Source organism: Streptomyces sp. NPDC086023 (assembly GCF_044540325.1).
GTDB lineage: Bacteria > Actinomycetota > Actinomycetes > Streptomycetales > Streptomycetaceae > Streptomyces.
On sequence record NZ_JBITRX010000005.1, the window covers coordinates 247,828 to 271,764 of the forward strand.

Below are 23,937 nucleotides of genomic sequence, written 5' to 3' on the forward strand. Positions count from 1 at the left end.
GGATCAGAACTCCACCTTCTGCGAGCGGCGGCGGATGACCGTCACCTCGTCGCGCTGGTTGCCGGTCGGGCCGAGGTAGTTGAAGGCCCAGGTCAGCTGGGCGTAACCGCCCACGAGGTGCGTGGGCTTGAGCATCACGCGGGTGAGGGAGTTGTGGATGCCGCCGCGGCGGCCGGTCTTCTCGGTCTTCGGGACGCCGACCGTGCGCTCCTGCGCGTGGTTCATGTAGACCGTGCCGGGCGGCATCTTGTGGGAGACGATCGCCCGGGCGGTGACCACACCGTTGCGGTTGACCGCCTCGATCCAGTCGTTGTCCCGCACCCCGATGGCCTCGGCGTCCTGCGGGGACATCCACACCGTCTGCCCGCCGCGGCCCAGGGTCATCATGTAGAGGTTGTCCTGGTACTGGCTGTGGATGGCCCACTTGTTGTGCGGGGTCAGGTAGCGGACGGCGACCGTCTTCTCGTCGACCTGCCCGAGTTCGGGCTCGCCGTACAGCCGGTGCATGTTCAGCGGCGGCTTGTACACCGGCAGCGACTCGCCCACCTCGTGCAGCCAGTCGTGGTCCAGGAAGAAGTGCTGGCGGCCGGTGAGGGTGTGCCAGGGCTTGAGGTGCTCGGTGTTGACCGTGAAGGCCGTGTACCGGCGGCCGCCGGACTCCGAGCCCGACCACTCCGGCGAGGTGATCACCGGGACCGGACGGGCCTGGGTGTCGGCGAAGGTGATGCGCTTGCCCTCGGCCTCCGCGGCCAGGTGGGCCATGTGCGTGCCGACCTTCTTCTCCAGCGTCTCGAAGCCCTGCGTGGCCAGCCGGCCGTTGCTGGTGCCCGAGAGGGAGAGGATCGCCTCGCAGGCCCGCTGCGCGGTGTCCAGGCGCGGTCGGCCGTCCGCGACGCCGCCGCGCACCGTGCCGTTCTTCGCGCCCAGGTAGCCGACCTCTTCGCCCACGTCGAAGGTGATCGCCTTGGTGGTGACGCCGAGGGTGTCGACCAGGGGGCCGAGTGCGGCGAACTTCTCGCCCACCGCTCCGTAGTCCCGCTCGACGACCGTCAGGTTGTACATGGTCCGGCCGGGTACGGGCGCGCACTCGCCCTTCGACCAGTCCAGGGCCACCCCGCCGGGCTGGGCCATCTCGCCGCCCGGGGTGTCGTGCTGGAGGGCGGTGGCGACCAGGTCCTTGCGTACGCCCAGGTGCCCGGCGGCCAGTTCGCCGAACCGGCGGGCGAGGCCGAGGAAGGCGTCGTAGTCGGAGCGCGCCTGCCAGGGCGGGTCCACGGCGGGGGTGAAGGCGTGCAGGAAGGGGTGCATGTCCGTGGAGGACAGGTCGTGCTTCTCGTACCAGGTGGCCGCCGGGAGGACCACGTCCGACAGCAGCGTCGTGGACGTCATCCGGAAGTCCATGGTCATCAGCAGGTCGAGCTTGCCCTCCACGTCCGCCTCGTGCCAGGCCACGTCCCTGGGCGAGCAGCGGGGCCCGTCCTCGGGGAGGTTGGAGTGGGTGCCCAGCAGGTGCTTGAGGAAGTACTCGTTGCCCTTGGAGCTGGAGCCGAGCAGGTTGGCCCGCCACACGTTGAGCACGCGCGGCCAGTTGCGCGGGGCGTCCGGGTCCTCGCCGGCGAAGCCGAGGGTGCCCTCCTCCAGCTCCCGCACCGTGTCGGCCACGGGGTCCGGTGAGGCGCCCAGCTCCAGCGGGTTGCGGTCGAAGGTCGGGTACGAGGGCATCCAGCCCATGCGGGCCGAGGCGGCCAGGCAGTCCGCACCGGTCATCCCCGCGAAGCGGCCGTCGCCCAGCGGTGAGGCCAGGGCCTCGGCGGGCAGGGTGTCGTACCGCCACTGGTCGGTGTGCAGGTAGAACCAGGCGGCGCCGATCATCTGCCGCGGGGGGCGCGACCAGTCGGAGGCGGCGGCGAGGCTGGCCCAGCCGGTGACCGGGCGGCACTTCTCCTGGCCCACGTAGTGGCCCCAGCCTCCGCCGTTGCGGCCCTGGCAGCCGGTCAGGGTGAGCAGGGCGAGGAAGGCGCGGTAGATGGTCTCGGAGTGGAACCAGTGGTTGGTGCCGGCGCCCATCAGGATCATGCAGCGGCCCTGGGACTGCTCGGCCGTCTCCGCGAACTCCCGGGCCACCCGGGCCGCCTGGGCCGCCGGGACCGAGGTCAGCGTCTCCTGCCAGGCGGGGGTGCCGGGCGCGCTCGCGTCCTCGTACGAGGCCGGCCAGTCGCCCGGCAGGCCCGGGCGGGCTACGCCGTACTGGGCGAGCATCAGGTCGTACACGGTGGTGACCAGGCGGCCGGCCAGGCGGCGCACGGGGACGCCGCGGACGACGGTGCCGGCCGCGTCGTCCTCGAAGCGGGGGAGGACGACCTCGGCGGTGCCGTTCTCGCCGATCAGGCTCAGGCGGGGGACGGTGTCGCCGAGGTCGAGGTTCCACTCGGGTTCCTCGCTCTTGCCCCAGCGGTGGCCGAGGGTGCCGTTCGGCACGACCGGCTCGCCCGTGACGTCGTCGACGAGCACCGTCTTCCACTGCGCGTTGCCGGTCTCGTGCCCGAGGTCGGCGGCGGTGACGAACTTGCCCGGGACCAGGCCGTGTTCGGTCTCCCGGAGCGAGACGAGGAACGGCAGGTCGGTGTACTTCCGCACGTAGTCGGTGAAGAACGGCGTCTGCCGGTCGACGAAGAACTCCTTGAGGATGACGTGCCCCATCGCCATCGCGAGCGCCCCGTCGGTGCCCGGGTGCGGGTGCATCCACTCGTCGGCGAACTTGGTGTTGTCCGCGTAGTCGGGGGAGACGGTGACGACCTTCTGGCCGCGGTAGCGGGCCTCGGCCATCCAGTGGGCGTCGGGGGTGCGGGTGACGGGGACGTTGGAGCCCCACATCATCAGGTAGGCCGCGTCCCACCAGTCGCCGGACTCGGGTACGTCGGTCTGGTCGCCGAACACCTGCGGGGAGGCGACCGGCAGGTCCGCGTACCAGTCGTAGAAGCTCAGCATCGGCGCGCCGATGAGCGAGTGGAAGCGGGCGCCGGCGGCGTGCGAGGCCATCGACATGGCGGGGATCGGGGAGAAGCCGGCGACGCGGTCGGGGCCGTGCTCCTTGATGGTGTGGACGTGCGCGGCCGAGATGATCTCGACGGCCTCGTCCCAGTTCGCCCGTACCAGGCCGCCCTTGCCGCGCGCCTGCTGGTACCTGCGGCGCCGCTCGGGGTCGGCCTGGATGTCGGCCCAGGCCAGCACGGGGTCCTCCAGGCGCGCCTTCGCCTCGCGGTACATCTCCAGCAGGACGCCCCGCACGTACGGGTAGCGCACGCGCGTCGGGGAGTAGGAGTACCAGGAGAAGGAAGCGCCGCGGGGGCAGCCGCGCGGCTCGTACTCCGGGCGGTCCGGGCCCACGGACGGGTAGTCGGTGGCCTGGGTCTCCCAGGTGATGATCCCGTCCTTGACGTACACCTTCCACCGGCAGGAACCCGTGCAGTTCACCCCGTGCGTGGAATACACGACCTTGTCGTGGCTCCAGCGGTCCCGGTAGAAGGCCTCGGCGGCCCTGCCACCCGTCTTGTGGACGGTGCGGAGGTCGTCGGAGATCTCGGCGCGGGAAAAGAAACTGCCCGCCCTGATCAGCGATTCCGCGGCGCCCTGATGCCCGCCCTGATGCCCCTGGTTCTCCTGCAACACACGGTCCTCCAGCGATGCCCGGGCGGTGCCCGGTGAGGCCGAGGAAACGGCCCTTTTCGACGTTACGCCGCAGAAATCGGGCCACCCCGGGGACGAAGGTCCCGATGGGTGGTGACCTCTTTCCGGAATTCGGAGGACCGCAGGGGTGCATGCTGGGTTGGACCCAACTCGCGGGTCGGGCGCGGAAATTACGCGCTGGAATTCCAATTCGGGACGATTGCCGGAAAGGGCGTGCGGTGGTGGCGGGGCGTGGCGGTGGGAAGCGGCGGTGGCTGCCGGACCAGCACGGGGCCTGGGCGATGCTCGCCGTGCCCTTCGCGGCGGGCACGTTCCTCTCCCCGCACCCCGGCCCTGCGCACCTCGCGCTGTTCGCCGCCTGGCTGCTGGGGTACGTCGCCGTGTACCACGGCCAGCAGTGGCTGCGGCTGCGCCGGAACTCCCGCAACCCCCGGGCCGCCGGCCGGCACGCCCTGCCGGGCCTGGTCTTCGGCGGCGCCTTCGCGGTCTGCGCGGTGCCGCTCGCGGTGGCGTACCCGTGGCTCCTCGCAGCCGCCCTCGCCGCGGCGCCGTTCGTCGCGGTGAACACGTACCACGCCTGGCGGAACCGGGAGCGGGCCCTGGTAAACGGCCTGGCCGCGGTGGTGCCGGCCTGCGGGATGCTGCTGGTCGCGCTGCGGCTGGGCGGGGGTGCCGTGGCGCCCGACGGGTGGCGGGCGGCACTGGCCTGCCTGCTGTACTTCGCGGGCACGGTGCCGTACGTGAAGACGATGATCCGGGAGCGGAACTCCCGTACGTACCACCGCGCCTCGGTCGTGTACCACGCTGTCGCCCTGGCCGCCGCGGCCTGCCTCTCGCCCTGGCTGGCCCTGCCCTTCGCCCTCTACCTGGCCCGAGCGGCGGCTCTGCCGGGTCACCGGATCAAGGTCCCCCTGGTCGGCGCCCTGGAACTGGCCGCGTCCCTGGCCCTCCTGGCCACCCTGCTCCTGATCTTCTGAGGCCACGCCCGGCCCCCCCGGCAACCGCCGCCTGGCCTGCCACCCCTGCACCGGCCCGGGGCACTCCACTCCCGCCCGCCGCTTCCTTGGCAGGGCCTGGTGGGTCGTGTGGTGTGTGGGGGAGGTGCTTGAGGCGTCGTGGCAGGCTGGTCCGGAGGCAGGCCCGGGCCTGGGGTGGCCGAAGGCCAGGGCGAAGCCCTTGCCCCAGGTGTGGGCCTGCCGCTGGGGGTACCTCCCAGCGGTAGCTGGGGGAGGCCTGCAGGCCATGCCCCGTCAAGCACCGAGGGGACCCACACACCACACGACCCACCACCCGAAGCTCCGGCGACCGTCACCCGAAGCCCCGGCGGCCCAGCGGAACCGGCAGGGCTTCCACTCGAACCGGCACGGCACCCGCCCCCGGTGGCTAGAGGGCCTCTTTACGCGTCAGGTAGTTGAACGACAGCCACCCCGGCAGCACCGGCAGCCAGAAGGTCATCAGGCGGAACAGCAGGACCGAGGAGAGGGCGATCTCCTTGTCCACGCCCACCGCGACCAGCCCGAGGGTCAGGGTCGTCTCCACCGCGCCCAGGCCGCCCGGGGTCGGGGCGGCCGAGCCCAGCGCGTTGCCGGCCAGGAAGACCACCGCGATGCTCGCGTAGCTGACCGACTCCGCGCCCCCGAACGCCCGCAGCGAGGCGTCCAGGCACATCACGAAGCAGCCGGTCAGCAGCAGCATGCCGCCGATGCCGGTGAAGAGCTTCTGCGGCCGCTGGAGCACGTCCAGCATGCGCGGGACCACGCCCGCGAACAGCGCCCGTACCCGCGTCACCACGAACTTCCGCAGGAACGGCACCGCCGTGACCACCAGCACCAGCACCGCGACCGTCAGCAGGCCGGCGATCACGGTGCGGGACGGAGTCATCTCCGGGGTCTTCTCGGTGCCGGTCAGGTAGCCGAAGGCCAGCAGCAGCAGGATGTGGCTGCCCAGACCGAACAACTGCGACGCGCCCACGCTCGCCACCGCCAGGCCCGGCCGCACGCCGGACCGCTGGAGGAAGCGCGTGTTCAGGGCCACGCCGCCCACGGCCGCGGGCGCCACCAGCTTCACGAACGACCCCGCCACCTGCGCGAGCACGGTCTTCAGGAACGGCACCCGCTCGGGCACGAAGCCCAGCAGGCTCATCGCCGCCGCCAGATAGCTGAGCGCGGAGAACGCCAGCGCCACCGCCACCCAGCCCCACTGCGCGTCCGCCACGGTCTTGGCCGGGTTGATGTGCGTCAGCTGCGAGAGCAGGAAGTACGCGGCGAACGCGCCCGCGATGAAGCTCACCAGCGTGCGCGGCCTGATCCGCTCCAGCCGGGCCGGCTCCACCGGCGCCTGCGGACGGATCAGCAGCACCTGCCCGCGGATCTGGCTGAGCAGGTCCTCCTCGCGGGCCTCGTCCAGCGCCACGTCCAGCGCGCGCTTCTCGGCCTTCTTCTCGGCCTTGTCGGCCTTGGCCGCGGAGACCTTCGCACCGACCTTGCTCCGCTCCCCGCCGGCGCCGGCGGCGGCCTCCACCCGGTCCCCGGCCCCGGCCTTCGCCGCCTCGTGCTCGCGCTCCTTGGCCTCCTTGGCCGCCTTCGAGGCCGCCAGCACCGCCTCGCGCTCGCGCTGCGCCCGCTCCCGGCCCAGCCGCCGCAGCGTCGCCCGCGTCGAGCGGGTCAGGGCGATCGGCTGGAGCAGCGGCAGACAGTCGGCCACCGCGTCGCCGCCGAGCACCGCCACCGCGGCCGCCACCGAGCGCTCCGCCCCGACGCGCAGGCCGAGCGTGGTCAGCAGCTGCGCGATGTCCATCCGCAGCACCAGGTCGCCCGCCGCGATCTCACCGCCGCGCAGGTCGGTCAGCACGATGCTGCCGGAACGATCCACCAGCAGCGCGTCGCCCGCCAGTCTGCGGTGCGCGATGCGGCGCGACTGGAGCGCGCGCACCTGCTGCCAGGCGTTGCGGATCAGCTCGTCCGAGATCTCCTCGTCCGGCAGCGCGTCCAGCGACCGGCCGCCGATGTGCTCGTACACGAGCATGACCGCGTCGGGACCCAGCTCGGAGGTGGCGATGAGCTTGGGCGCGTTCGCCCCGGCCGCGATGGCCGCGTACGCCAGCAGCGCCTCCTGCTCCAGCGCCTGCCGCAGCGACTGGAGGCTGCGGCGGGTGGTGATCCCGCGGAGCGTCAGCCGCCGCCAGACCCGGTAGAAGAAGCCCTGAGCCTGCTGCTCGCGGTCCACGACGGTCACGTCGAGCGGCCCGCCGTCCTCCAGCGTGACGAGGTACCGCCGGCCCCGGTCGTTGTGCTCCGGGAGCTCCGGCTCCTCCTCCGCCCGCATGGCGCGCACCGGCTGGAAGCCGACGCGGCGCAGTCCGGCGAGGAGCGTCTGGCCGGTGGGGCGGACGTTCGGCGAGCCGACGGCGTAGAGCGTGCCGTACGCCACGGTCCAGCCGATCAGCACGGTCAGGATGATCGAGAAGGGGGTGGTGTACCCGCCGACCAGCATCGCCAGCGCGTCGAGCAGCAGCACCACCCACAGCGCCACGCGCCAGCGCGGCCGCCGGGTCATCCCGACGGCCGTCATGTAGGCGATGACCGGCGCGAGGTAGCCGTGCACGGGGTCGGTGAAGGTCCCGCCGGCGCCCTGCGGCATCGTGAGCGCGTCCTTGATGGTGTCGGACGCGGCCTGCGCCACCCACAGGTCGGTGGCCAGCGTGACGCCGTGCGCGAGCACGGCCGCGAGCACGCCGTCGGCGATCCGCAGCCCGTCGCGCTTGATCAGCCGCTCGATGGCGAAGGCCACCGGCACCAGCAGCACCGCGATGCTGGACACCAGCCCCGCGATCTTGATCAGCAGGTCGGGCGCCTGGCCGGTGCCCTCGCGGATGTCCGACTCCAGGCCCACGGTCGTGCCGTGCGCGAAGGCGGCGATCGCCAGCACCACGACGATCCCGAGCATGCCGACCAGCAGCCGCACCAGGTCCGAGGGGCGGTGGACGCGCGCGGCGAGCAGCGGCTCGTCACCCTCAAGCGGGTCGACGAACCCCTCGTCGGGGCCCTGCGCGCTCACGCCCTGCTCCCTCGGTGTGCCGTCCGACGCGTCTTCTCGCGACTCTTTACGGATCTCTTCTTGGATCTCTTCTTGTTCTCGTATCACCAGTCACCGCCCGGAAGATGGTGGCACGGACCGGCTGACCGGGCGGGCATCAGGGTGCGCGCCGGGCATCCGGAGGACCGTGGTCCGGCTCCGGAGGCCCGCTCGCGCCCTCGCCGACCCGGCTGTCGGTGTCCTGCGGCACCATGGGCCGGATGAGCGCGGAGCTGTCTGACGGAGACCTGCCCGAGTACCCGGAGTACGCGGAGCGGGTGCTGGACCTGGCCGAGCGGATTCCGCCCGGCCGGGTGATGACCTACGGCGATGTCGCCGAGTGGCTGGAGGAGGGCGGCCCGCGCCAGGTGGGCCGTGTCATGGCACTGTACGGCTCCGCGGTGCCCTGGTGGCGGGTCGTGCGGGCCGACGGCAGGCTGCTTCCCGGGAGCGAGCTGCGGGCGCTGGCGCACTACCGGGACGAGGGCACCCCGCTGCGGGAGGCGGGCCGGGGCGCCGAGGGGCACGTGCCGCGGCTCGACATGAGACGGGCGCGGTGGGACGGGCAGGCAGGGGGCCCGGCGCGGGATGCTCACAAGTGACAGCTTCCGCCATGGGGCGCCCGCGCGGGTGCTCGTACGTCCGTACGGGGGATGAGCGGACCGGTGTGAGCGCGATGCACTTCGCCGCCCGATTGGCGTAGCGTCTTCTCTTCGAGCGCGCGCGCTCGCACCACCCCGAACACCCCGAACCAGGACCGGCGACCCACGTGAGCTCCTCCCCTTCCAGCCGACGTACGCGGACTCCCGACGCGTACCGGCTGGTGCGCACCGGGCCGGAACACGTGGATACACCTGTTCTGGACGCAGCGCAGCGTGCGGTGGTTGATCACAGGGGCGGACCGCTGCTGGTGCTGGCCGGGCCGGGCACCGGCAAGTCGACCACGCTGGTCGAGGCCGTCGCGGCGCGCGTGGAGGAGGGCACGGACCCGGCGCGGATCCTGGTGCTGACCTTCAGCCGCAAGGCCGCCGTCGAGCTCCGCGACCGCGTGGCGCTCCGGCTGGGCGGCGCGCGGGCGCCGCAGGCCACCACCTTCCACTCCTTCTGTTACGCGCTGGTCCGGGCCCACCAGGACGCCGACCTGTTCGCGGAGCCGCTGCGCCTGCTGTCGGGTCCCGAGCAGGACCTGACCGTGCGCGAGCTGCTGGCCGGCCAGAAGGAGCTGGGCTCCATCTCCTGGCCCTCCGACCTTCGGGCGGCGCTCACCACGCGCGGCTTCGCGGACGAGGTACGGGCCGTGCTCGCCCGCAGCCGGGAGCTGGGCCTGTCGCCGGAGGCGCTGGGCGCCTTCGCGGCCCGGCTCGGGCGGCCGGACTGGGCCGCCGCGGCCCGCTTCCTGGACGAGTACCTCGACGTACTGGACGCCCAGGGGTCCCTGGACTACGCCGAGCTGGTGCACCGCGCGGTGCTGCTGGCCGAGCGTGCGGAGGCGGGCCTCTGGGGGCGCTGGGACGCCGTCTTCGTGGACGAGTACCAGGACACCGACCCGTCGCAGATCCGGCTGCTGAAGGCGCTGGGCGGCGGGCGGGGCCTGGTCGCCTTCGGCGATCCCGACCAGTCGATCTACGCCTTCCGCGGCGCGGACCTGAACGGCATCCTCGGCTTCCGGGAGGACTTCCCGGGCGCCGAGGTCCGGGTCCTGGGCACCTCGCGGCGCTCCCGGGCGGCGCTGCTGGAGGCCACCCGGCTGCTCACCCGGCGCATGCCGGTCCCGCGGCTGCCGGCCGCCGCGGTGCAGGCCCACCGGGCGCTGGAGGCGGTGCGGCCGGGCGGCTCGGTGGAGGTCTTCACGTACCCGTCGCCGGGCGCGGAACTGGACAACATCGCCGACCTGCTGCGCCGGGCCCACCTGGAGGACGGCGTGCCGTGGCAGGACATGGCCGTCCTGGTCCGCGCGGGCGGCCGCCTCCCCGCCATGCGCCGCGCCCTGACGTCGGCGGGCGTCCCGGTCGAAACCCCGGCGACGGACGCCCCCCTCCGCCACGAACCGGCGGTGACCCCCCTCCTGACGGCCCTCCGGGTAACGGCCACGGCGGCGACCCGCCCGCCGGCTGCCCCGGCAACGCCGCCGGGGCAGCCGGGTATGGCGCCGGCCTGGGCGGGGGCGGCTGAGGCGGGGGCGGAGCGGGCGGTTCCGGCGTCGGGTGCTGACGCGGTCCTGGCTGGCGACGCGTCGTCGACCGCCGACGAGTCGCCGGCCGTGGCGGCCGCGGACGACCGCAGCGAGCCGCAGCACGCGGCCGCGGCCGCTGCGGCCGAGCCCCGGAGTGTCGGCACGGTCCAGGCTGCCGAGCAGGGGCCGGCCGTGTCGGCGGCCGACGCGCCGTCGGCGCCCGGTACCCCGCCGGTCGTGCCCGCTGCCGATCCTGCCGCGCCTGCCGCCGAGCCGACCGCTTCTGCCAGCGACCCGGCCGTCGCCGGCTCGGCCGCGCCCGGTACCGACCCCGAGCTCGCTCCGGATCCTGGGGCGGGCGGGCGGGACAGGGACCCGGCGCGTAGCGCCGGGGTGGGTGCCGGTGGCGCCTCGGCGTACCCGGCTGCGTCCGCCGGCTCCGGCGTCGTGTCCGTCCGCGTCGGTGGGCCGGAGGCTCCGGCCGTTCCCGCGCCGGAGGCGGCGGGTGTCGGGGCCGGGGCCCTGGAGCCTGCTCCGGACGCCGGGGCGGGCGGGCGGGACAGTGACCCGGTGCGCAGCTCCGGGGACGGTACGGGCGGCGCGCCCGGGGGCGAGACGGGGAGCGGCACCGGTGCAGCCGGTACCGGCAGCGAAGCCGGCACCGCCGCGCACGCGGAAGGGTGGGTCGGGGTCGAGGCGGCCCTCAGCCTGCTCACCTCGCCCCTCGCCGGGATGGACGCCGCCGACCTCCGCCGCCTCGGCCGCGCCCTGCGTGACGAAGAGCGCGCCGCCGGCATCCGCGTACCCGCGCCCAGCGACGTACTCCTGGCCCGTGCCCTCGCCGAGCCCGAGCGGCTGACCGCCCACGACCCCGCGTACGCCCGCGGGGCCCAGACCCTCGGCATGCTGCTCCGCAAGACCCGCGAGCTCCTCGAAGGCGGTGGCACCGCCGAAGAGGCCCTCTGGGAGCTCTGGAACGGCACCACCTGGCCCACCCGCCTCGAACGCTCCGCGCGCCGCGGCGGCCCCGGCGGCCGCAACGCCGACCGCGACCTCGACGCCGTGTGCGCGCTCTTCGAGACCGCCGCCCGCGCCGAGGAGCGCACGGGCGGCCGCGGCGCGCTCAACTTCCTCGAAGAGGTCGAGGCCCAGGACATCGCCGCCGACACCCTCGGCGGCCGCGCCGCCCGCCCCGACGCCGTCCGCCTGATGACCGCCCACCGTTCCAAAGGCCTCGAATGGGGTCTCGTGGTGGTCGCCGGGGTCCAGGAAGGCCTCTGGCCGGACCTGCGCCGCCGCGGCTCCCTCCTGGAGGCCGACCGCATCGGCCTCGACGGCCTCGCCGAACCCCTCACCCCCGGTGCGCTGCTCGCCGAGGAGCGCCGTCTCTTCTACGTCGCCGCCACCCGCGCCCGCGACCGGCTGGTCGTCACCGCCGTCAAGGCGCCCGCGGACGACGGCGACCAGCCCTCCCGCTTCCTCACCGAACTCGGCGTCGAGCCCAAGGACGTCACCGGCCGCCCCCGCCGTCCCCTCGCGGTGTCCGCGCTCGTGGCGGAACTCCGCGCCACCACCGTCGACCCCGACGCCTCACCCGCCCTCCGCGAGGCCGCAGCCCAGCGGCTGGCCAGGCTCGCCGCGCTCGCCGACGACGACGGCCAGCCGCTGGTCCCGGCAGCCCACCCGCACCGCTGGTGGGGCCTGTACGAGCCGACGCGCACCAGCGTCCCGCTGCGCGACCGCGACCGCCCGGTGTCGCTCTCCGGCAGTGCCCTGGACCAGCTCGCCAACACCTGCTCCCTCCAGTGGTTCCTCGGCCGCGAGGTCAAGGCCGACGCCCCCGCAACGGCGGCCCAGGGGTTCGGCAACGTGGTCCACGTACTGGCCGACGAGGTCGCCTCCGGCCGTACCCCGGCCGACCTGGCCGTGCTGATGGAACGGCTGGACTCGGTCTGGGACGCCCTCGCCTTCGACGCGCCCTGGAAGTCGCGCCAGGAGAAGGAGAACGCCCGCGCCGCGCTGGAGCGCTTCCTGCGCTGGCACGTCTCCGACCGCGGCGGGCGCACCGCCGTCGCCACGGAGCACGAGTTCGACGTCACGCTGGAAGCCGGCGAGTACCAGGTCCGGATCAAGGGCTCCATGGACCGCGTCGAGTCCGATCCGGAGGGGCGCGCGTACGTCGTCGACTTCAAGACCGGCAAGAACGCCCCGACCCGGGACGAGGTCGCCCGGCATCCGCAGCTCGCCGTGTACCAGCTGGCGGTCCGCGAGGGCGCGGTCGACGAGGCCTTCGCCGGGGTACGGCCCGCCGCCGGCGGCGCCGAACTGGTGCAGCTCCGCCAGGGCGCGGCCAAGAAGGACGGCGGCGAAGACGCCCCGAAGGTGCAGGCCCAGGAGCCGCTGGCCGGCGAGTGGGTCGGCGAACTGCTGGCGGGGGCCGCGGGGCGGGTGCTCGACGAGCGGTTCACTCCGGCTACCGGGCGGCACTGCACGTACTGCTCGTTCCGCAGCTCTTGCAGTGCCCGGCCGGAGGGGCGGCACGTGGTGGAGTGAGGGGGCTGGGTGCCGGGGGTTCGGTGCTGGGGGGTTCGGGGCGGGGGCTTGGGGCGCCGGAGCTTCCGGGGGTGGGGCGGCCGAAGCTTCTGGTGGTGGGTCCACCGGCGCTGCCGGCTGTTCCGTTCGCCGGAGCTTCCGGGCGCAGCTGTGTCCTGCTGGGCCGCCGGAGCTTCGGGGGTGGGTCGTGTGGTGTGTGGGTCCCCTCGGTGCTTGACGGGGCATGGCCTGCAGGCCCAGCGGCAGGCCCACCCCTGGGGCTTTGGGGCTTCGCCCTGGCCTTCGGCCACCCCAGGCCCGGGCCTGCCACTGGGGGTACCTCCCAGCGGTAGCTGGGGGAGACCAGCCTGCCACGCCCCGTCAAGCACCTTCCCCACACACCACACGACCCACCAGGCCCTGCCAAGGGGGAGTTGGCCTTGGTGCGGTGAGGCACGGGGCGGGCACCTCCCGCGGTAGCGGAGGGGTGTGGGGAACGGAACGTCCGGGATGTCGGTGGACCCGGCTAGCCTCTTTTCTCGTGTCCGCACGCATCACCGATCCCGAGCAGCTCAAAGAGCTCCTCGGCATTCCCTTCACTCCGGAGCAGACGGCCTGCATCACCGCGCCGCCCGCCCCGCAGGTCATCGTGGCCGGAGCCGGGTCGGGCAAGACCACGGTCATGGCCGCGCGTGTGGTGTGGCTGGTGGGCACCGGGCAGGTCGCGCCCGAGCAGGTGCTCGGGCTGACCTTCACCAACAAGGCCGCCGGCGAGCTCGCCGAGCGGGTGCGCGCCGCGCTCGTGAGGGCCGGGGTGACCGACCCCGATCCCTTGCCCGGGGATCCGGACGGGGTGGCCGGGGAGCCGCGGATCTCCACGTACCACGCCTTCGCCGGGCAGCTGCTGACCGATCACGGGATGCGCATCGGGCTGGAGCCCAGTGCGCGGCTGCTGGCCGATGCGACGCGGTTCCAGTTGGCCGCCCGCGTGCTGCGGGAGGCGCCCGGGCCGTACCCGGCGCTCACCCGCTCCCTGCCCGACCTGGTCGGGGACGTGCTGGCGCTCGACTCGGAGCTGTCCGAGCACCTGGTGGAGCCCGACCGGCTGCGCGCGTACGACACCGGGCTGCTCGCCGGCCTCGCCGGGGTGAAGCTCGGGAACGAGGAGCTGCGCAAGGTCCCGGCGGCCGCCGCGGCCCGGCTGGAGCTGCTGGAGCTGACCGAGCGGTACCGCGCGGCCAAGCGGTCCCGCGACCTGCTCGACTTCAGCGACCAGATAGCCCTCTCCGCACGGCTCGCCACCACCCGGCCCGAGGTGGGCGCGCTGCTGCGCGAGGAGTTCCGGATCGTGCTGCTGGACGAGTACCAGGACACCTCGGTCGCGCAGCGGTTGTTGTTGTCCGGGCTGTTCGGAGGGGGCACGGGACATGCCGTCACCGCCGTCGGCGACCCCTGCCAGGCGATCTACGGCTGGCGCGGGGCCTCCGTGGCGAACCTGGACGACTTCCCCGAGCACTTCCCGTACGCCGACGGCAGCCCGGCCACCCGGTACTCGCTCAGCGAGAACCGCCGCAGCGGCGGCCGCCTGCTCGACCTCGCCAACGGCCTGGCCGCCCCGCTGCGCGCGATGCACGAGGGCGTCGAGGCACTTCGCCCCGCCCCGGGCGCCGAGCGGGACGGCTTCGCACGGTGTGCGCTGCTGCGCACGCACGCCGAGGAACTGGACTGGCTCGCGGACTCCCTCGCGCACCTGGTGCGCACCGGCACCGCGCCGGGGGAGATCGCGGTCCTGTGCCGGTCCGCCGCCGACTTCCCGGCCATCCAGGGCGCGCTGGTCGCGCGGGACGTGCCGGTCGAGGTCGTCGGCCTGTCCGGGCTGCTGCACCTGCCCGAGGTCGCCGACCTGGTCGCCATGTGCGAGGTGCTCCAGGACCCGGGGGCCAACGCCTCGCTCGTCCGCCTGCTCATCGGTCCGCGCTGGCGGATCGGCGCGCGTGACCTGGCACTGCTCGGGCGGCGTGCCCGGCTGCTGGTGGCGCGCGAGCGGGGGGAGGCCGAGGCGGACCGGCTGGCGGAGGCCGTCGAGGGCGTCGACCCCTCGGAGATCATCTCGCTGGCCGACGCGCTCGACGCGTTCCTCGACGGGGGCGCGGAGGACGGCCTGCCGTTCTCGGCCGACGCCCGGGTGCGCTTCGCCCGCTTCGCGGCGGAGCTGCGCGACCTGCGGCGCGGGCTCGCCGACCCGCTGATGGACGTGCTGCACCGCGTGCTGTCGGCCACCGGCCTGGACGTGGAGCTGTCCGCGTCGCCGCACGCGCTGGCCGCCCGCCGGCGCGAGACCCTGTCCAATTTCCTGGACGTGGCCGCCGGTTTCGCCGCTCTCGACGGCCAGACCTCGCTGCTGGCCTTCCTGTCCTTCCTGCGCACCGCAGCCGAGTACGAGAAGGGCCTGGACAACTCGCTGCCCGGCGGCGAGAACACGGTCAAGGTGCTGACCGCCCACAAGTCCAAGGGCCTGGAGTGGGACGTGGTGGCGGTGCCGTCGCTGGTCACCGGCGCCTTCCCGTCGGACCGGCCGCGCGAGTCGTGGACGGCGCAGCCGCAGGTGCTGCCGCACGCGCTCCGCGGGGACGCGGCGACGCTGCCGGACGTGGGCGGCTGGACCTCGGCCGCGATGAAGGCCTACAAGGCCGAGATGAAGGACCACACGGAGCTGGAGGAGCTGCGCCTCGGCTACGTCACCTTCACCCGGCCGCGCTCGCTGCTGCTGGCCTCGGGGCACTGGTGGGGGCCCTCCCAGAAGCGGCTGCGGGGCCCGTCGGCCTTTCTGGAGGCGCTGTACGCGCACTGCGCGACGGGGCACGGGGAGATCGAGGTCTGGGCGGAGCGGCCGGGCGAGGACGAGTCGAACCCCGCGCTCGACACCCCCGCCCACGACCGGTCCTGGCCGCTCCCGCTGGACCGCGACTCCCTCCGCCGCCGCCGCGCGGCCGCCGATCTGGTCCTGGCCCACCTGGAGGCCTCCGGCCCGGATGCGGGTGCTGGTGGCACGGGTCCCGGCAGACGTGGATCCCGCGTGCGCCCGGCCGTGAGCGCCCCTGCCGCCGTCCCAGGGGATGAACTCTGGGACGACTCCTGGGACCGTCCGGCGGGAGTGCCCTCCGAGGAGCCCCGGGGCGAGGGACCCGCCGATACCCGCCCGGCCGGCCCCGGCCCCGGCCGGCACGCCGGCCCGCCCGCCGCGGACGCCGAGGAGTACCTCTGGCCGCCGCACTGCGATGACCCCTTCCCGGACGACTGGTACGGCTCGGACGCCCCGCCCCCGTCGGAGGGGACGGCGGACGCCGCCCAGGACGGGCCGGCGCCCGGCCGCGCCGTACCCGCCTCGGGGGCGGCCCCCGGCGTGCGCGCCACGGCGGAACCGGATCCCACCGGGGACCGGGCCGGGCCGGCCGGCCACCGGTTTCCAGGGGAGGCCGATCACCGCCAGGAGCTGTGGGCGGGCGAGGATCCCCGGGCCGACCTGTCCGACCGGGACGACGCACGGGTGCCGCAGAGCGGCCACCACGCGCCCGCCGCCGGCCCCGGCCCCGATCTCCCGGACGCCTTCGGCCACGCGGGGGCCGATGAGGACCCCTGGGCGGGCGAGGGCGCGTGGGCCGGACGGGCTGCCGGGCCCCGGCCCGCCGGGTCGCCGGCCGCCGACGGGGCCGGCGACCGCGACGCCCCGTGGCCCGACGGGGACCCCTGGGCCGATGAGGACCCCTGGGCCGGCGAGGACCCCTGGATCCCGGCCTCCGGCGGAGGCGGAGCGGCGGGCTCCGCCCTGCCCACGGACCGCTCCGCGGGCCACCCGTTCCCCGGGGCGGGCGAGGATCCGTGGGGCGATGCCCCGCAGGGGCGCCCCGCCGACGCTTCCGCCCGGCGCCCGGCCGGCACGGACGAGGCGGCTTCCCCCCGCGGGGCGGCGGGCGACTTCGACGACCCCTGGGCCGGTGAGGACCTCGGGGCGGACGCGGCGCCCGGGTACGTCGGGAGCCCGAGCGGCTCCGGCCTGCCCGAGCCCCGTGCCGGGGGATGGCCGGCGCGTGCCCGTGCGGGCGCGGCAGGCCCCCGTACCGGCAGCCCGCGGCAGGCGCCCCGGCTCACTCCGGAGGAGGCACGGCTCGCCGCGTCGTGGGACCGGGATCTGGAGGCGCTCGCCGGAGAGCTGCGCCGGGCCCGGGCCGCCGTGCGCGACGTACCGCTCCCGCAGGCGCTCACCGCGTCGCAGCTCCAGTGGCTCGCCGCCGACGAGGAGGGCTTCGTACGCGAGCTCGCCCGCCCCATGCCCAAGCCTCCGCAGCCCGCGGCCCGCCGCGGCACCCGCTTCCACGCGTGGGTGGAGTCCCGCTTCGACGAGCTGGAGCTCCCCCTCCTCGACCCCGAGGACCTGCCCGGCACCGACGCGGAGATCGCCGACGAGCGCGACCTCGAGCTGCTCAAGGCCAGCTTCGAGCGGAGCGAGTACGCGGCCCGCACCCCGTACCGCATGGAGGTGCCCGTCCAGGTCACCCTGGCGGGCCGGGTGGTCCGGGGCCGGATCGACGCCGTCTACCGCACGGACGACGGCGGCTTCGAGATCGTCGACTGGAAGACCGGCCACGGCACGAACGCCGACCCCCTCCAGCTCGCCATCTACCGCCTGGCCTGGGCGGAGGCCCACGGCATCGACCCCGAGCGGGTCGCCGCCGCGTTCCTGCACGTCCGCAGCGGCCGGGTGATCCGCCCCTCCCGGCTGCCCGGCCGGGCCGGCCTTGAGCGGATCCTCCAAGGCAAATCGGGCGCGGGAAGGGGGCCCCGGACGGGCGGCTAGGCTCGGGGTATGAGCCTCACCCCGGACAGCGCCGTCCGCACGTACATCGACACGCACCGCGCCGCCTTCCTCGACGACCTCGCCGAGTGGCTGCGCATCCCCTCCGTCTCGGCCCAGCCGGACCACGACGGGGACGTGCGGCGCAGCGCCGACTGGCTGGTTGCCAAGCTCCGCGAGACCGGCTTCCCGGTCGCGGAGGTCTGGCCCACGCCCGGCGCCCCGGCGGTGTTCGCCGAGTGGCCCAGCGGCGACCCGGAGGCCCCGACCGTGCTGGTCTACGGCCACCACGACGTCCAGCCCGCGGCCCGCGAGGACGGCTGGCACACCGACCCCTTCGAGCCCGTGATCGTCGAGACGGCCGGGGGCGGCGCCCGCATGTACGCGCGCGGCGCGGCCGACGACAAGGGACAGGTGTTCTTCCACACCCTCGGCGTCCGCGCGCACCTCGCCGCCACCGGCCGCACGGCGCCTGCGGTCAACCTCAAGCTGCTGGTGGAGGGCGAGGAGGAGTCCGGCTCCCCGAACTTCCGCGACCTCGTCGAGGAGCGCGCCGCCCGGCTGGCCGCGGACGTGGTGATCGTCTCCGACACAGGCATGTGGTCGGAGACCACCCCGACCGTGTGCACCGGCATGCGCGGCGTCGCGGACTGCGAGATCGAGCTCTTCGGCCCCGAGCAGGACATCCACTCCGGCTCCTTCGGCGGCGCCGTGCCCAACCCGGCCACAGTCGCCGCCCGCCTGGTGGCCGCGCTGCACGACGAGGACGAGCGCGTCACCATCCCCGGCTTCTACGACGGCATCGCCGAGCTCTCGCCCGCCGAGCGCGAGCTGATCGCCGAGCTGCCCTTCGACGAGGCCGAGTGGCTGCGCACCGCCAAGTCCCACGGGACCCTGGGCGAGGCCGGGTACTCGACGCTGGAGCGGGTCTGGGCCCGCCCGACCGCCGAGCTCAACGGCATCGGCGGCGGCTACCAGGGTCCCGGCGGCAAGACGATCATCCCCAAGGGCGCGCAGTTGAAGCTGTCGTTCCGCCTGGTCTCGGGCCAGGACCCGTACGTGATCGAGGCGGCCGTGAAGGACTGGGTCGCGGCCCGGATCCCGGCCGGCATCCGCCACGAGATCGTCTTCGGCGCCCCGACCCGCCCCTGCCTGACCCCGCTGGACCACCCGGCGCTGCAGTCGGTGACCCGCGCCATGGGCCGGGCCTTCGGCGAGAAGATCCGCTACACCCGCGAGGGCGGCTCGGGCCCGGCCGCCGACCTGCAGGACGTGCTGGGAGCGCCCGTGCTGTTCCTCGGGATCTCCGTACCGTCCGACGGCTGGCACGCCCCCAACGAGAAGATCGAGCTGGACCTGCTGCTCAAGGGCGCGGAGGCCGGCGCGTACCTCTGGGGCGACCTGGCGGAGAACTGGACCGGGGGCGCAGCCCACCGGTAACCGGGGGAGGGCGGCCCCTGTCCGAGCCCGCCCCGGCCGGCCGCCCCTCACGGCCGGCCGCCACCGACGATCACGTGCGCCGCACCGCACCACACACGCACCGTTCACCACACAACGGGGGAGTTGGAAGCACCTGTGAGCACCTCGACCGAGAACCTGGGTCTGACGGCGGGCCGTCCCGTCTCGCTGACCGCGCCGAGTGGCATCGACCGGGCCGCCCACCACCGCCTGGACGAGGCCTGGCTGGCGGCTGCCTGGAGCCACCCGACCACGCGGGTCTTCGTGGTCTCCGGCGGCCAGGTGCTGATCGACGACACCCCGGACGGCGGCACCGGGATCGTGATGACCCCGGCCTTCGACGCACCCCTCACCGAGACCCACCGGTACTTCCTGGGCACCGACGAGGACGGCGTCAGCTACTTCGCCCTCCAGAAGGACTCGCTGCCGGGCCGGATGGACCAGTCCGCGCGCCCCGCGGGGCTGCGCGAGGCGGGGCTGCTGCTGTCGCCGCGCGACGCCGGGCTGATGGTGCACGCGGTGGCGCTGGAGAACTGGCAGCGGCTGCACCGCTTCTGCTCGCGCTGCGGCGAGCGCACCGTGGTGGCCGCGGCCGGGCACGTCCGGCGCTGCCCGGCCTGCGGTGCCGAGCACTACCCGCGCACCGACCCCGCGGTGATCATGCTGGTCACCGACGACCGGGACCGTGCGCTGCTGGGCCGCCAGGTGCACTGGCCGGAGGGCCGCTTCTCCACCCTCGCCGGCTTCGTGGAGCCGGGCGAGTCCATCGAGCAGTCTGTGGTCCGCGAGGTGTGGGAGGAGGCCGGAGTCACCGTCGGTGAGGTGGAGTACGTGGCCAGCCAGCCCTGGCCGTTCCCGTCCAGCCTGATGCTCGGCTTCCGGGCCCGGGCCACCAGCTCCGAGATCAACGTGGACGGCGAGGAGATCGAGGAGGCCCGCTGGTTCTCCCGCGAGGAGCTGCGCCTGGCCTTCGAGTCCGGAGAGGTCGTGCCCCTGTCGGGGATCTCGATCGCCGCCCGGCTCGTCGAGCTCTGGTACGGCGAACCGCTGCCGAAGCCGCTGGGCTGACCCGGCGGCCCCGGACCGCGCGGGGCGGGGCCCGGAACGCACGGAGCCCCCGCCTCGGCGGGGGCTCGGCGTCGCGCGGCGCGGGCCTCAGACGGCGAGGGCCTGCTGCACCTGGGCCAGGCTCGGGTTCGTCATGACCCGCTCGCTGCCGGTGGAGGAGACCACCAGGACGGTGGGGACGGTCTGGTTGCCGTCGTTCGCCTTCTCGACGAAGGCGGCCGACTCCGGGTCCTGCTCGATGTTGATCTCGGTGTAGGCGATGCCTTCCCGGTCCAGCTGGCTCTTCAGCCGGCGGCAGTAGCCGCACCAGGTGGTGCTGTACATCGTCACGGAACCCTGCATGGTGGGTGCGCTCCTCTGGGGACGTGGTCACGAGCGGACCGGCGGGGCCTGGAGGCCACGTCGGTCCGACCATTCGAACGTACGGCGGCCCCGGGTCATTCCCGGCGCCTGCCCGGTGGCATCAGTCATATTCGTACGACCGACCCCCCTCCCCTGTGGACAACCGCCGCGTCCGCCTCGCGGGACCTGGCAGCATGGCTGTGTGACAGCAGCAACGCATTCCCCCTCCTTCCCCTCCGAAGCGGAGTCGGCCGACGCGGTGCTCCTGGGCCTGGACCCGGAGCAGCGCGAGGTGGCGACCACGCTGAGGGGGCCGGTGTGCGTGCTGGCCGGTGCGGGCACCGGCAAGACCCGCGCCATCACCCACCGGATCGCGTACGGCGTGCGGTCCGGCGTGCTCCAGCCCGCCAGCGTGCTGGCCGTGACGTTCACCAACCGCGCGGCCGGCGAGATGCGCGGCCGGCTGCGCGCGCTGGGCGCCGGCGGTGTCCAGGCCCGCACGTTCCACTCGGCCGCCCTGCGCCAGCTCCAGTACTTCTGGCCGCGCGCCGTCGGCGGGGAGCTGCCGCGGCTCGTCGAGCGCAAGATCCAGCTGGTCGCCGAGGCCGGGGCCCGCTGCCGCGTCCGCCTCGACCGGAACGAGCTGCGGGACGTCACGGGCGAGATCGAGTGGGCCAAGGTCACCCAGACCGTCCCCGGCGACTACCCGGCCGCGGCCCACAAGGCCGGCCGCGAGGCCCCCCGGGACGCCGCGGAGATCGCCCAGATCTACTCGGCCTACGAACAGCTCAAGCGCGACCGCGTCATGATCGACTTCGAGGACGTGCTGCTCCTCACGGTCGGCATCCTCCAGGACCGGCACGACATCGCGGAGACCGTCCGCGCCCAGTACCAGCACTTCGTGGTCGACGAGTACCAGGACGTCAGTCCGCTCCAGCAGCGGCTCCTCGAACTCTGGCTGGGCGACCGCGACGACCTCTGCGTGGTCGGCGACGCCAGCCAGACCATCTACTCCTTCACCGGAGCCACGCCCGACCACCTGCTCGACTTCCGGAACCGCCACCCGCAGGCCACCGTGGTCAAGCTGGTCCGCGACTACCGCTCCACCCCCCAGGTGGTGCACCTGGCGAACGGCCTGCTCGGGCAGGCCCGCGGACGGGCCGCCGACCACCGGCTGGAGCTGGTCTCCCAGCGCGAACCAGGCCCCGAGCCCGTCTATGCGGAATACGCCGACGAGCCGGCCGAGGCCGAGGGAGTGGCCCGCCGGATCCGCGACCTGATCAAGAGCGGCGTGCCCGCCGGCGAGATCGCCGTGCTCTTCCGGATCAACGCCCAGTCCGAGGTCTACGAGCAGGCCCTGGCCGACGCGGGCGTGCCCTATCAGCTCCGCGGCGCCGAACGCTTCTTCGAGCGCCAGGAAGTGCGCCGGGCCATCGCCGAGCTGCGCAGCGCCGCCCGCTTCGGGGCGAACGACCCGCTGCTTGACGACGTGGTCGAGCTCCCCGCGCAGGTCCGCGCGGTGCTCAGCGCGAACGGCTGGACCCCGCAGCCCCCCGCCGGCTCCGGTGCCGTCCGGGACCAGTGGGAGTCGCTGGCCGCCCTGGTCCGGCTCGCCGAGGACTTCGCCCGAGCCCGGCGCGAGGTCACCCTGGCCGACCTCGTCGTGGAGCTCGACGAGCGGGCCGCCGCCCAGCACGCCCCGACCGTGCAGGGCGTCACGCTCGCCTCGCTGCACGCGGCCAAGGGCCTGGAGTGGGACGCCGTCTTCCTGGTCGGGCTCACCGACGGCATGCTGCCGATCACATACGCGAAGAACGACGACCAGATCGAGGAGGAGCGGCGCCTGCTCTACGTGGGCGTGACCCGCGCCCGCCTCCACCTCACGCTGTCCTGGGCGCTCGCCCGGTCCCCGGGCGGCCGGGCCTCCCGCCGCCCCAGCCGCTTCCTGAACGGCCTGCGCCCCGGCTCCCTGGGCGGGGGTCCCCGCAGCACCGGCGGGGCGGGCGGCATCGAGCGGGGCGCCCGCAGGCGGCACCGCGGTCCCGTGCAGTGCCGGGTGTGCGGCAAGACGCTCAACGACGCGGGTGAGATGAAGCTCATGCGCTGCGAGGACTGCCCTTCCGACATGGACGAAGGGCTCTACGAGCGCCTCCGGGACTGGCGCGCGGAGCAGGCGAAGAGCCTGGGACAGCCCGCGTACTGCGTCTTCACGGACAAGACCCTGATGGCGATCGCCGAGGCCGCGCCCTCGGACGGGGGAGAGCTCGCGATGATCTCAGGAGTGGGTGGCCGCAAGCTTGAGCGGTTCGGAGCCGACGTCCTGGCCATCTGCGCAGGTCAGGAGCCCGGGGAGGCGGACGCGGGCGACGCGTAGAAACTCGTCGGAAAAATAGTTTGCACATGCCCCGCAGCTCCCCATAGGTTCTTAGCAACGGAAACGGTGGCTTCTCTGAGGCCCCCGCTCCGTGCTGTACTTATCCGAATACGCATGGGACAGGCCCCCGGGCCACCGTCCCCGAGACGCCGAGAGGAGGCGAGACCAGTGACCAGCTTCATGACCTTCACCAAAATGACCGATCGCTCGGTCGCCGCTTCCTGCCTGCTCGGCTCCACCCAGCTCGTCTCGTTCATTCCCGCCGCTCAGGGCACCGGTCTGTCCGCTGCCTTCGTCGGCGGTCCCGCCGCCCTCGCGACCCTTCCGGTCCGTGAGCGCAATGAGCGGAGCGAGCGACCGACCCAGGCACCGGCAGCAGTAGCAGTGGCGCAGGCAGATGCCTATGCCTTTGCGGCCGCCGGTGCCGGATCCCTGAAGACGACGCAGCACCACACGATGTGGGCCTTCCGTGGGCTCGAACCCTGGAGTGATCCAGCCTGATCTCCTGATCAGGCAGGCGCCTTCAGGGCCGCGGAACCCCACCCGGGATCCGCGGCCCTTCTGTTTGTCCCCGAACGGGGACGACGGAGCGAAGGGGCCTCGGGACTGGCAACACCCGGTACCAGCCGAACCCCGGCCAACAGGCCGAACACAACAGACGAGGAACGAAACCACCGTGCAACTCGAAGCGCACGCCCCGTCCGTACCGCCCTCCCAGATGATCTCCCCGCCCGCAGTCCCGGAGGACTCCGCCTTGACTCCGCTCACCGCGCTCACCGCGCTCGACGACGCCATCGAGAACCTCGGCGTGCCCGTTCCGTGCCGTACCTACGACCCGGAGGTCTTCTTCGCCGAGTCCCCGGCCGACGTCGAGTACGCCAAGTCGCTCTGCCGCACCTGCCCGCTGGTCGAGGCCTGCCTCGCCGGCGCGAAGGAGCGCCGGGAGCCCTGGGGCGTCTGGGGCGGAGAGCTCTTCGTCCAGGGTGTGGTCGTCGCCCGCAAGCGGCCCCGTGGCCGCCCGCGCAAGAACCCGGTCGCGGCATGACCGGCATCGGCACCATCGACCGTCCCCTCACGCACGAACCCCCGAAGCAGGCCCCGATGACCCCCCACACCTCCGAGCAGCCGTCCGGCTCCGCCACCACCGACTTCAACACCCCCGGCGCGCACATCTCGCGCCAGAACAGGACCCGCGAAATGCAACTCATCCCAGAAGCCCTGGCCCGTGCCCATATGCACGAACGCCTGCGTGAGGTCGAGGCGGAACGTCAGGCCGTGCGCCTGATCGCCGCCCGCCGCATGCAGCGGCGCGCCGAGCGCGTCTCCATGCGCGCCCGCCGCGCGCTGGCCATGGCGGTCATGCACTGACCCAGCGGC

The 23,937-nt window shown here is 74.1% G+C and carries 13 protein-coding genes; 10 read left to right on the forward strand and 3 right to left on the reverse strand.

Annotation, left to right across the window (positions count from 1 at the left end):
* Positions 1 to 3: 3 nt before the first annotated feature.
* Positions 4 to 3,666 (reverse strand): nitrate reductase subunit alpha, encoded by a 3,663-nt coding sequence (locus tag ACIF6F_RS12740; RefSeq protein WP_399945140.1) that lies wholly within the window; start codon positions 3,664 to 3,666, stop codon positions 4 to 6.
* Positions 3,667 to 3,905: 239 nt separating this feature from the next.
* Between ACIF6F_RS12740 and ACIF6F_RS12745 the strand changes: the two genes are divergently transcribed.
* The gene (locus ACIF6F_RS12745; RefSeq protein ID WP_399945142.1) at positions 3,906 to 4,664 is read left to right on the forward strand and encodes a YwiC-like family protein; all 759 of its coding nucleotides are present in this window, start codon (positions 3,906 to 3,908) and stop codon (positions 4,662 to 4,664) included.
* Between the two features lie 406 nt (positions 4,665 to 5,070).
* On the opposite strand, the gene ACIF6F_RS12750 is transcribed toward ACIF6F_RS12745, so the two are convergent.
* Positions 5,071 to 7,830 carry a lysylphosphatidylglycerol synthase domain-containing protein gene (locus ACIF6F_RS12750; RefSeq protein ID WP_399945145.1) on the reverse strand — a complete coding sequence of 920 codons (2,760 nt, stop codon included), beginning with the start codon at positions 7,828 to 7,830 and terminating at the stop codon, positions 5,071 to 5,073.
* A 143-nt stretch (positions 7,831 to 7,973) separates the two neighbouring features.
* Between ACIF6F_RS12750 and ACIF6F_RS12755 the strand changes: the two genes are divergently transcribed.
* From ACIF6F_RS12755 to nudC, 5 genes are all read left to right on the forward strand, one after another.
* Positions 7,974 to 8,363 carry an MGMT family protein gene (locus ACIF6F_RS12755; protein ID WP_399945148.1) on the forward strand — a complete coding sequence of 130 codons (390 nt, stop codon included), beginning with the start codon at positions 7,974 to 7,976 and terminating at the stop codon, positions 8,361 to 8,363.
* Positions 8,364 to 8,530: 167 nt separating this feature from the next.
* Positions 8,531 to 12,487 (forward strand): UvrD-helicase domain-containing protein, encoded by a 3,957-nt coding sequence (locus tag ACIF6F_RS12760; RefSeq protein WP_399945150.1) that lies wholly within the window; start codon positions 8,531 to 8,533, stop codon positions 12,485 to 12,487.
* Positions 12,488 to 13,007: 520 nt separating this feature from the next.
* A complete protein-coding gene (locus ACIF6F_RS12765) occupies positions 13,008 to 17,321 on the forward strand; it encodes a UvrD-helicase domain-containing protein (protein WP_399945153.1) in 4,314 nt (1,437 codons plus the stop codon).
* A 9-nt stretch (positions 17,322 to 17,330) separates the two neighbouring features.
* Positions 17,331 to 18,758, forward strand: coding sequence for a dipeptidase (locus ACIF6F_RS12770; protein WP_399945154.1), 1,428 nt, complete (start codon positions 17,331 to 17,333; stop codon positions 18,756 to 18,758).
* A gap of 123 nt (positions 18,759 to 18,881) precedes the next feature.
* Positions 18,882 to 19,844, forward strand: a complete 963-nt coding sequence (gene nudC, locus ACIF6F_RS12775; protein WP_399945157.1) for an NAD(+) diphosphatase — start codon at positions 18,882 to 18,884, stop codon at positions 19,842 to 19,844.
* Between the two features lie 87 nt (positions 19,845 to 19,931).
* Here nudC and ACIF6F_RS12780 read toward each other — a convergent pair whose 3' ends face one another.
* Positions 19,932 to 20,186: a mycoredoxin gene (locus ACIF6F_RS12780; RefSeq protein ID WP_399945160.1), complete on the reverse strand. Its 255-nt coding sequence runs from the start codon at positions 20,184 to 20,186 to the stop codon at positions 19,932 to 19,934.
* Between the two features lie 259 nt (positions 20,187 to 20,445).
* Between ACIF6F_RS12780 and ACIF6F_RS12785 the strand changes: the two genes are divergently transcribed.
* From ACIF6F_RS12785 to ACIF6F_RS12800, 4 genes are all read left to right on the forward strand, one after another.
* Positions 20,446 to 22,560: an ATP-dependent DNA helicase UvrD2 gene (locus tag ACIF6F_RS12785; RefSeq protein WP_399945562.1), complete on the forward strand. Its 2,115-nt coding sequence runs from the start codon at positions 20,446 to 20,448 to the stop codon at positions 22,558 to 22,560.
* A 168-nt stretch (positions 22,561 to 22,728) separates the two neighbouring features.
* A complete protein-coding gene (locus ACIF6F_RS12790; protein WP_399945163.1) occupies positions 22,729 to 23,061 on the forward strand; it encodes a hypothetical protein in 333 nt (110 codons plus the stop codon).
* Positions 23,062 to 23,236: 175 nt separating this feature from the next.
* The gene (locus tag ACIF6F_RS12795) at positions 23,237 to 23,605 is read left to right on the forward strand and encodes a WhiB family transcriptional regulator (RefSeq protein ID WP_399945165.1); all 369 of its coding nucleotides are present in this window, start codon (positions 23,237 to 23,239) and stop codon (positions 23,603 to 23,605) included.
* Positions 23,602 to 23,928, forward strand: coding sequence for a hypothetical protein (locus tag ACIF6F_RS12800; RefSeq protein ID WP_399945167.1), 327 nt, complete (start codon positions 23,602 to 23,604; stop codon positions 23,926 to 23,928). Before ACIF6F_RS12795 ends, ACIF6F_RS12800 begins: the two co-directional genes overlap by 4 nt.
* Positions 23,929 to 23,937 lie beyond the last annotated feature (9 nt).

Coding starts and splice junctions, on each gene's coding strand:
- ACIF6F_RS12800 (WP_399945167.1), top strand. CDS start 23,602: ATGACCGGCATCGGCACCATCGACCGTCCCCTCACGCACGAACCCCCG.
- ACIF6F_RS12780 (WP_399945160.1), bottom strand. CDS start 20,186: ATGCAGGGTTCCGTGACGATGTACAGCACCACCTGGTGCGGCTACTGC.
- ACIF6F_RS12770 (WP_399945154.1), top strand. CDS start 17,331: ATGAGCCTCACCCCGGACAGCGCCGTCCGCACGTACATCGACACGCAC.
- ACIF6F_RS12755 (WP_399945148.1), top strand. CDS start 7,974: ATGGGCCGGATGAGCGCGGAGCTGTCTGACGGAGACCTGCCCGAGTAC.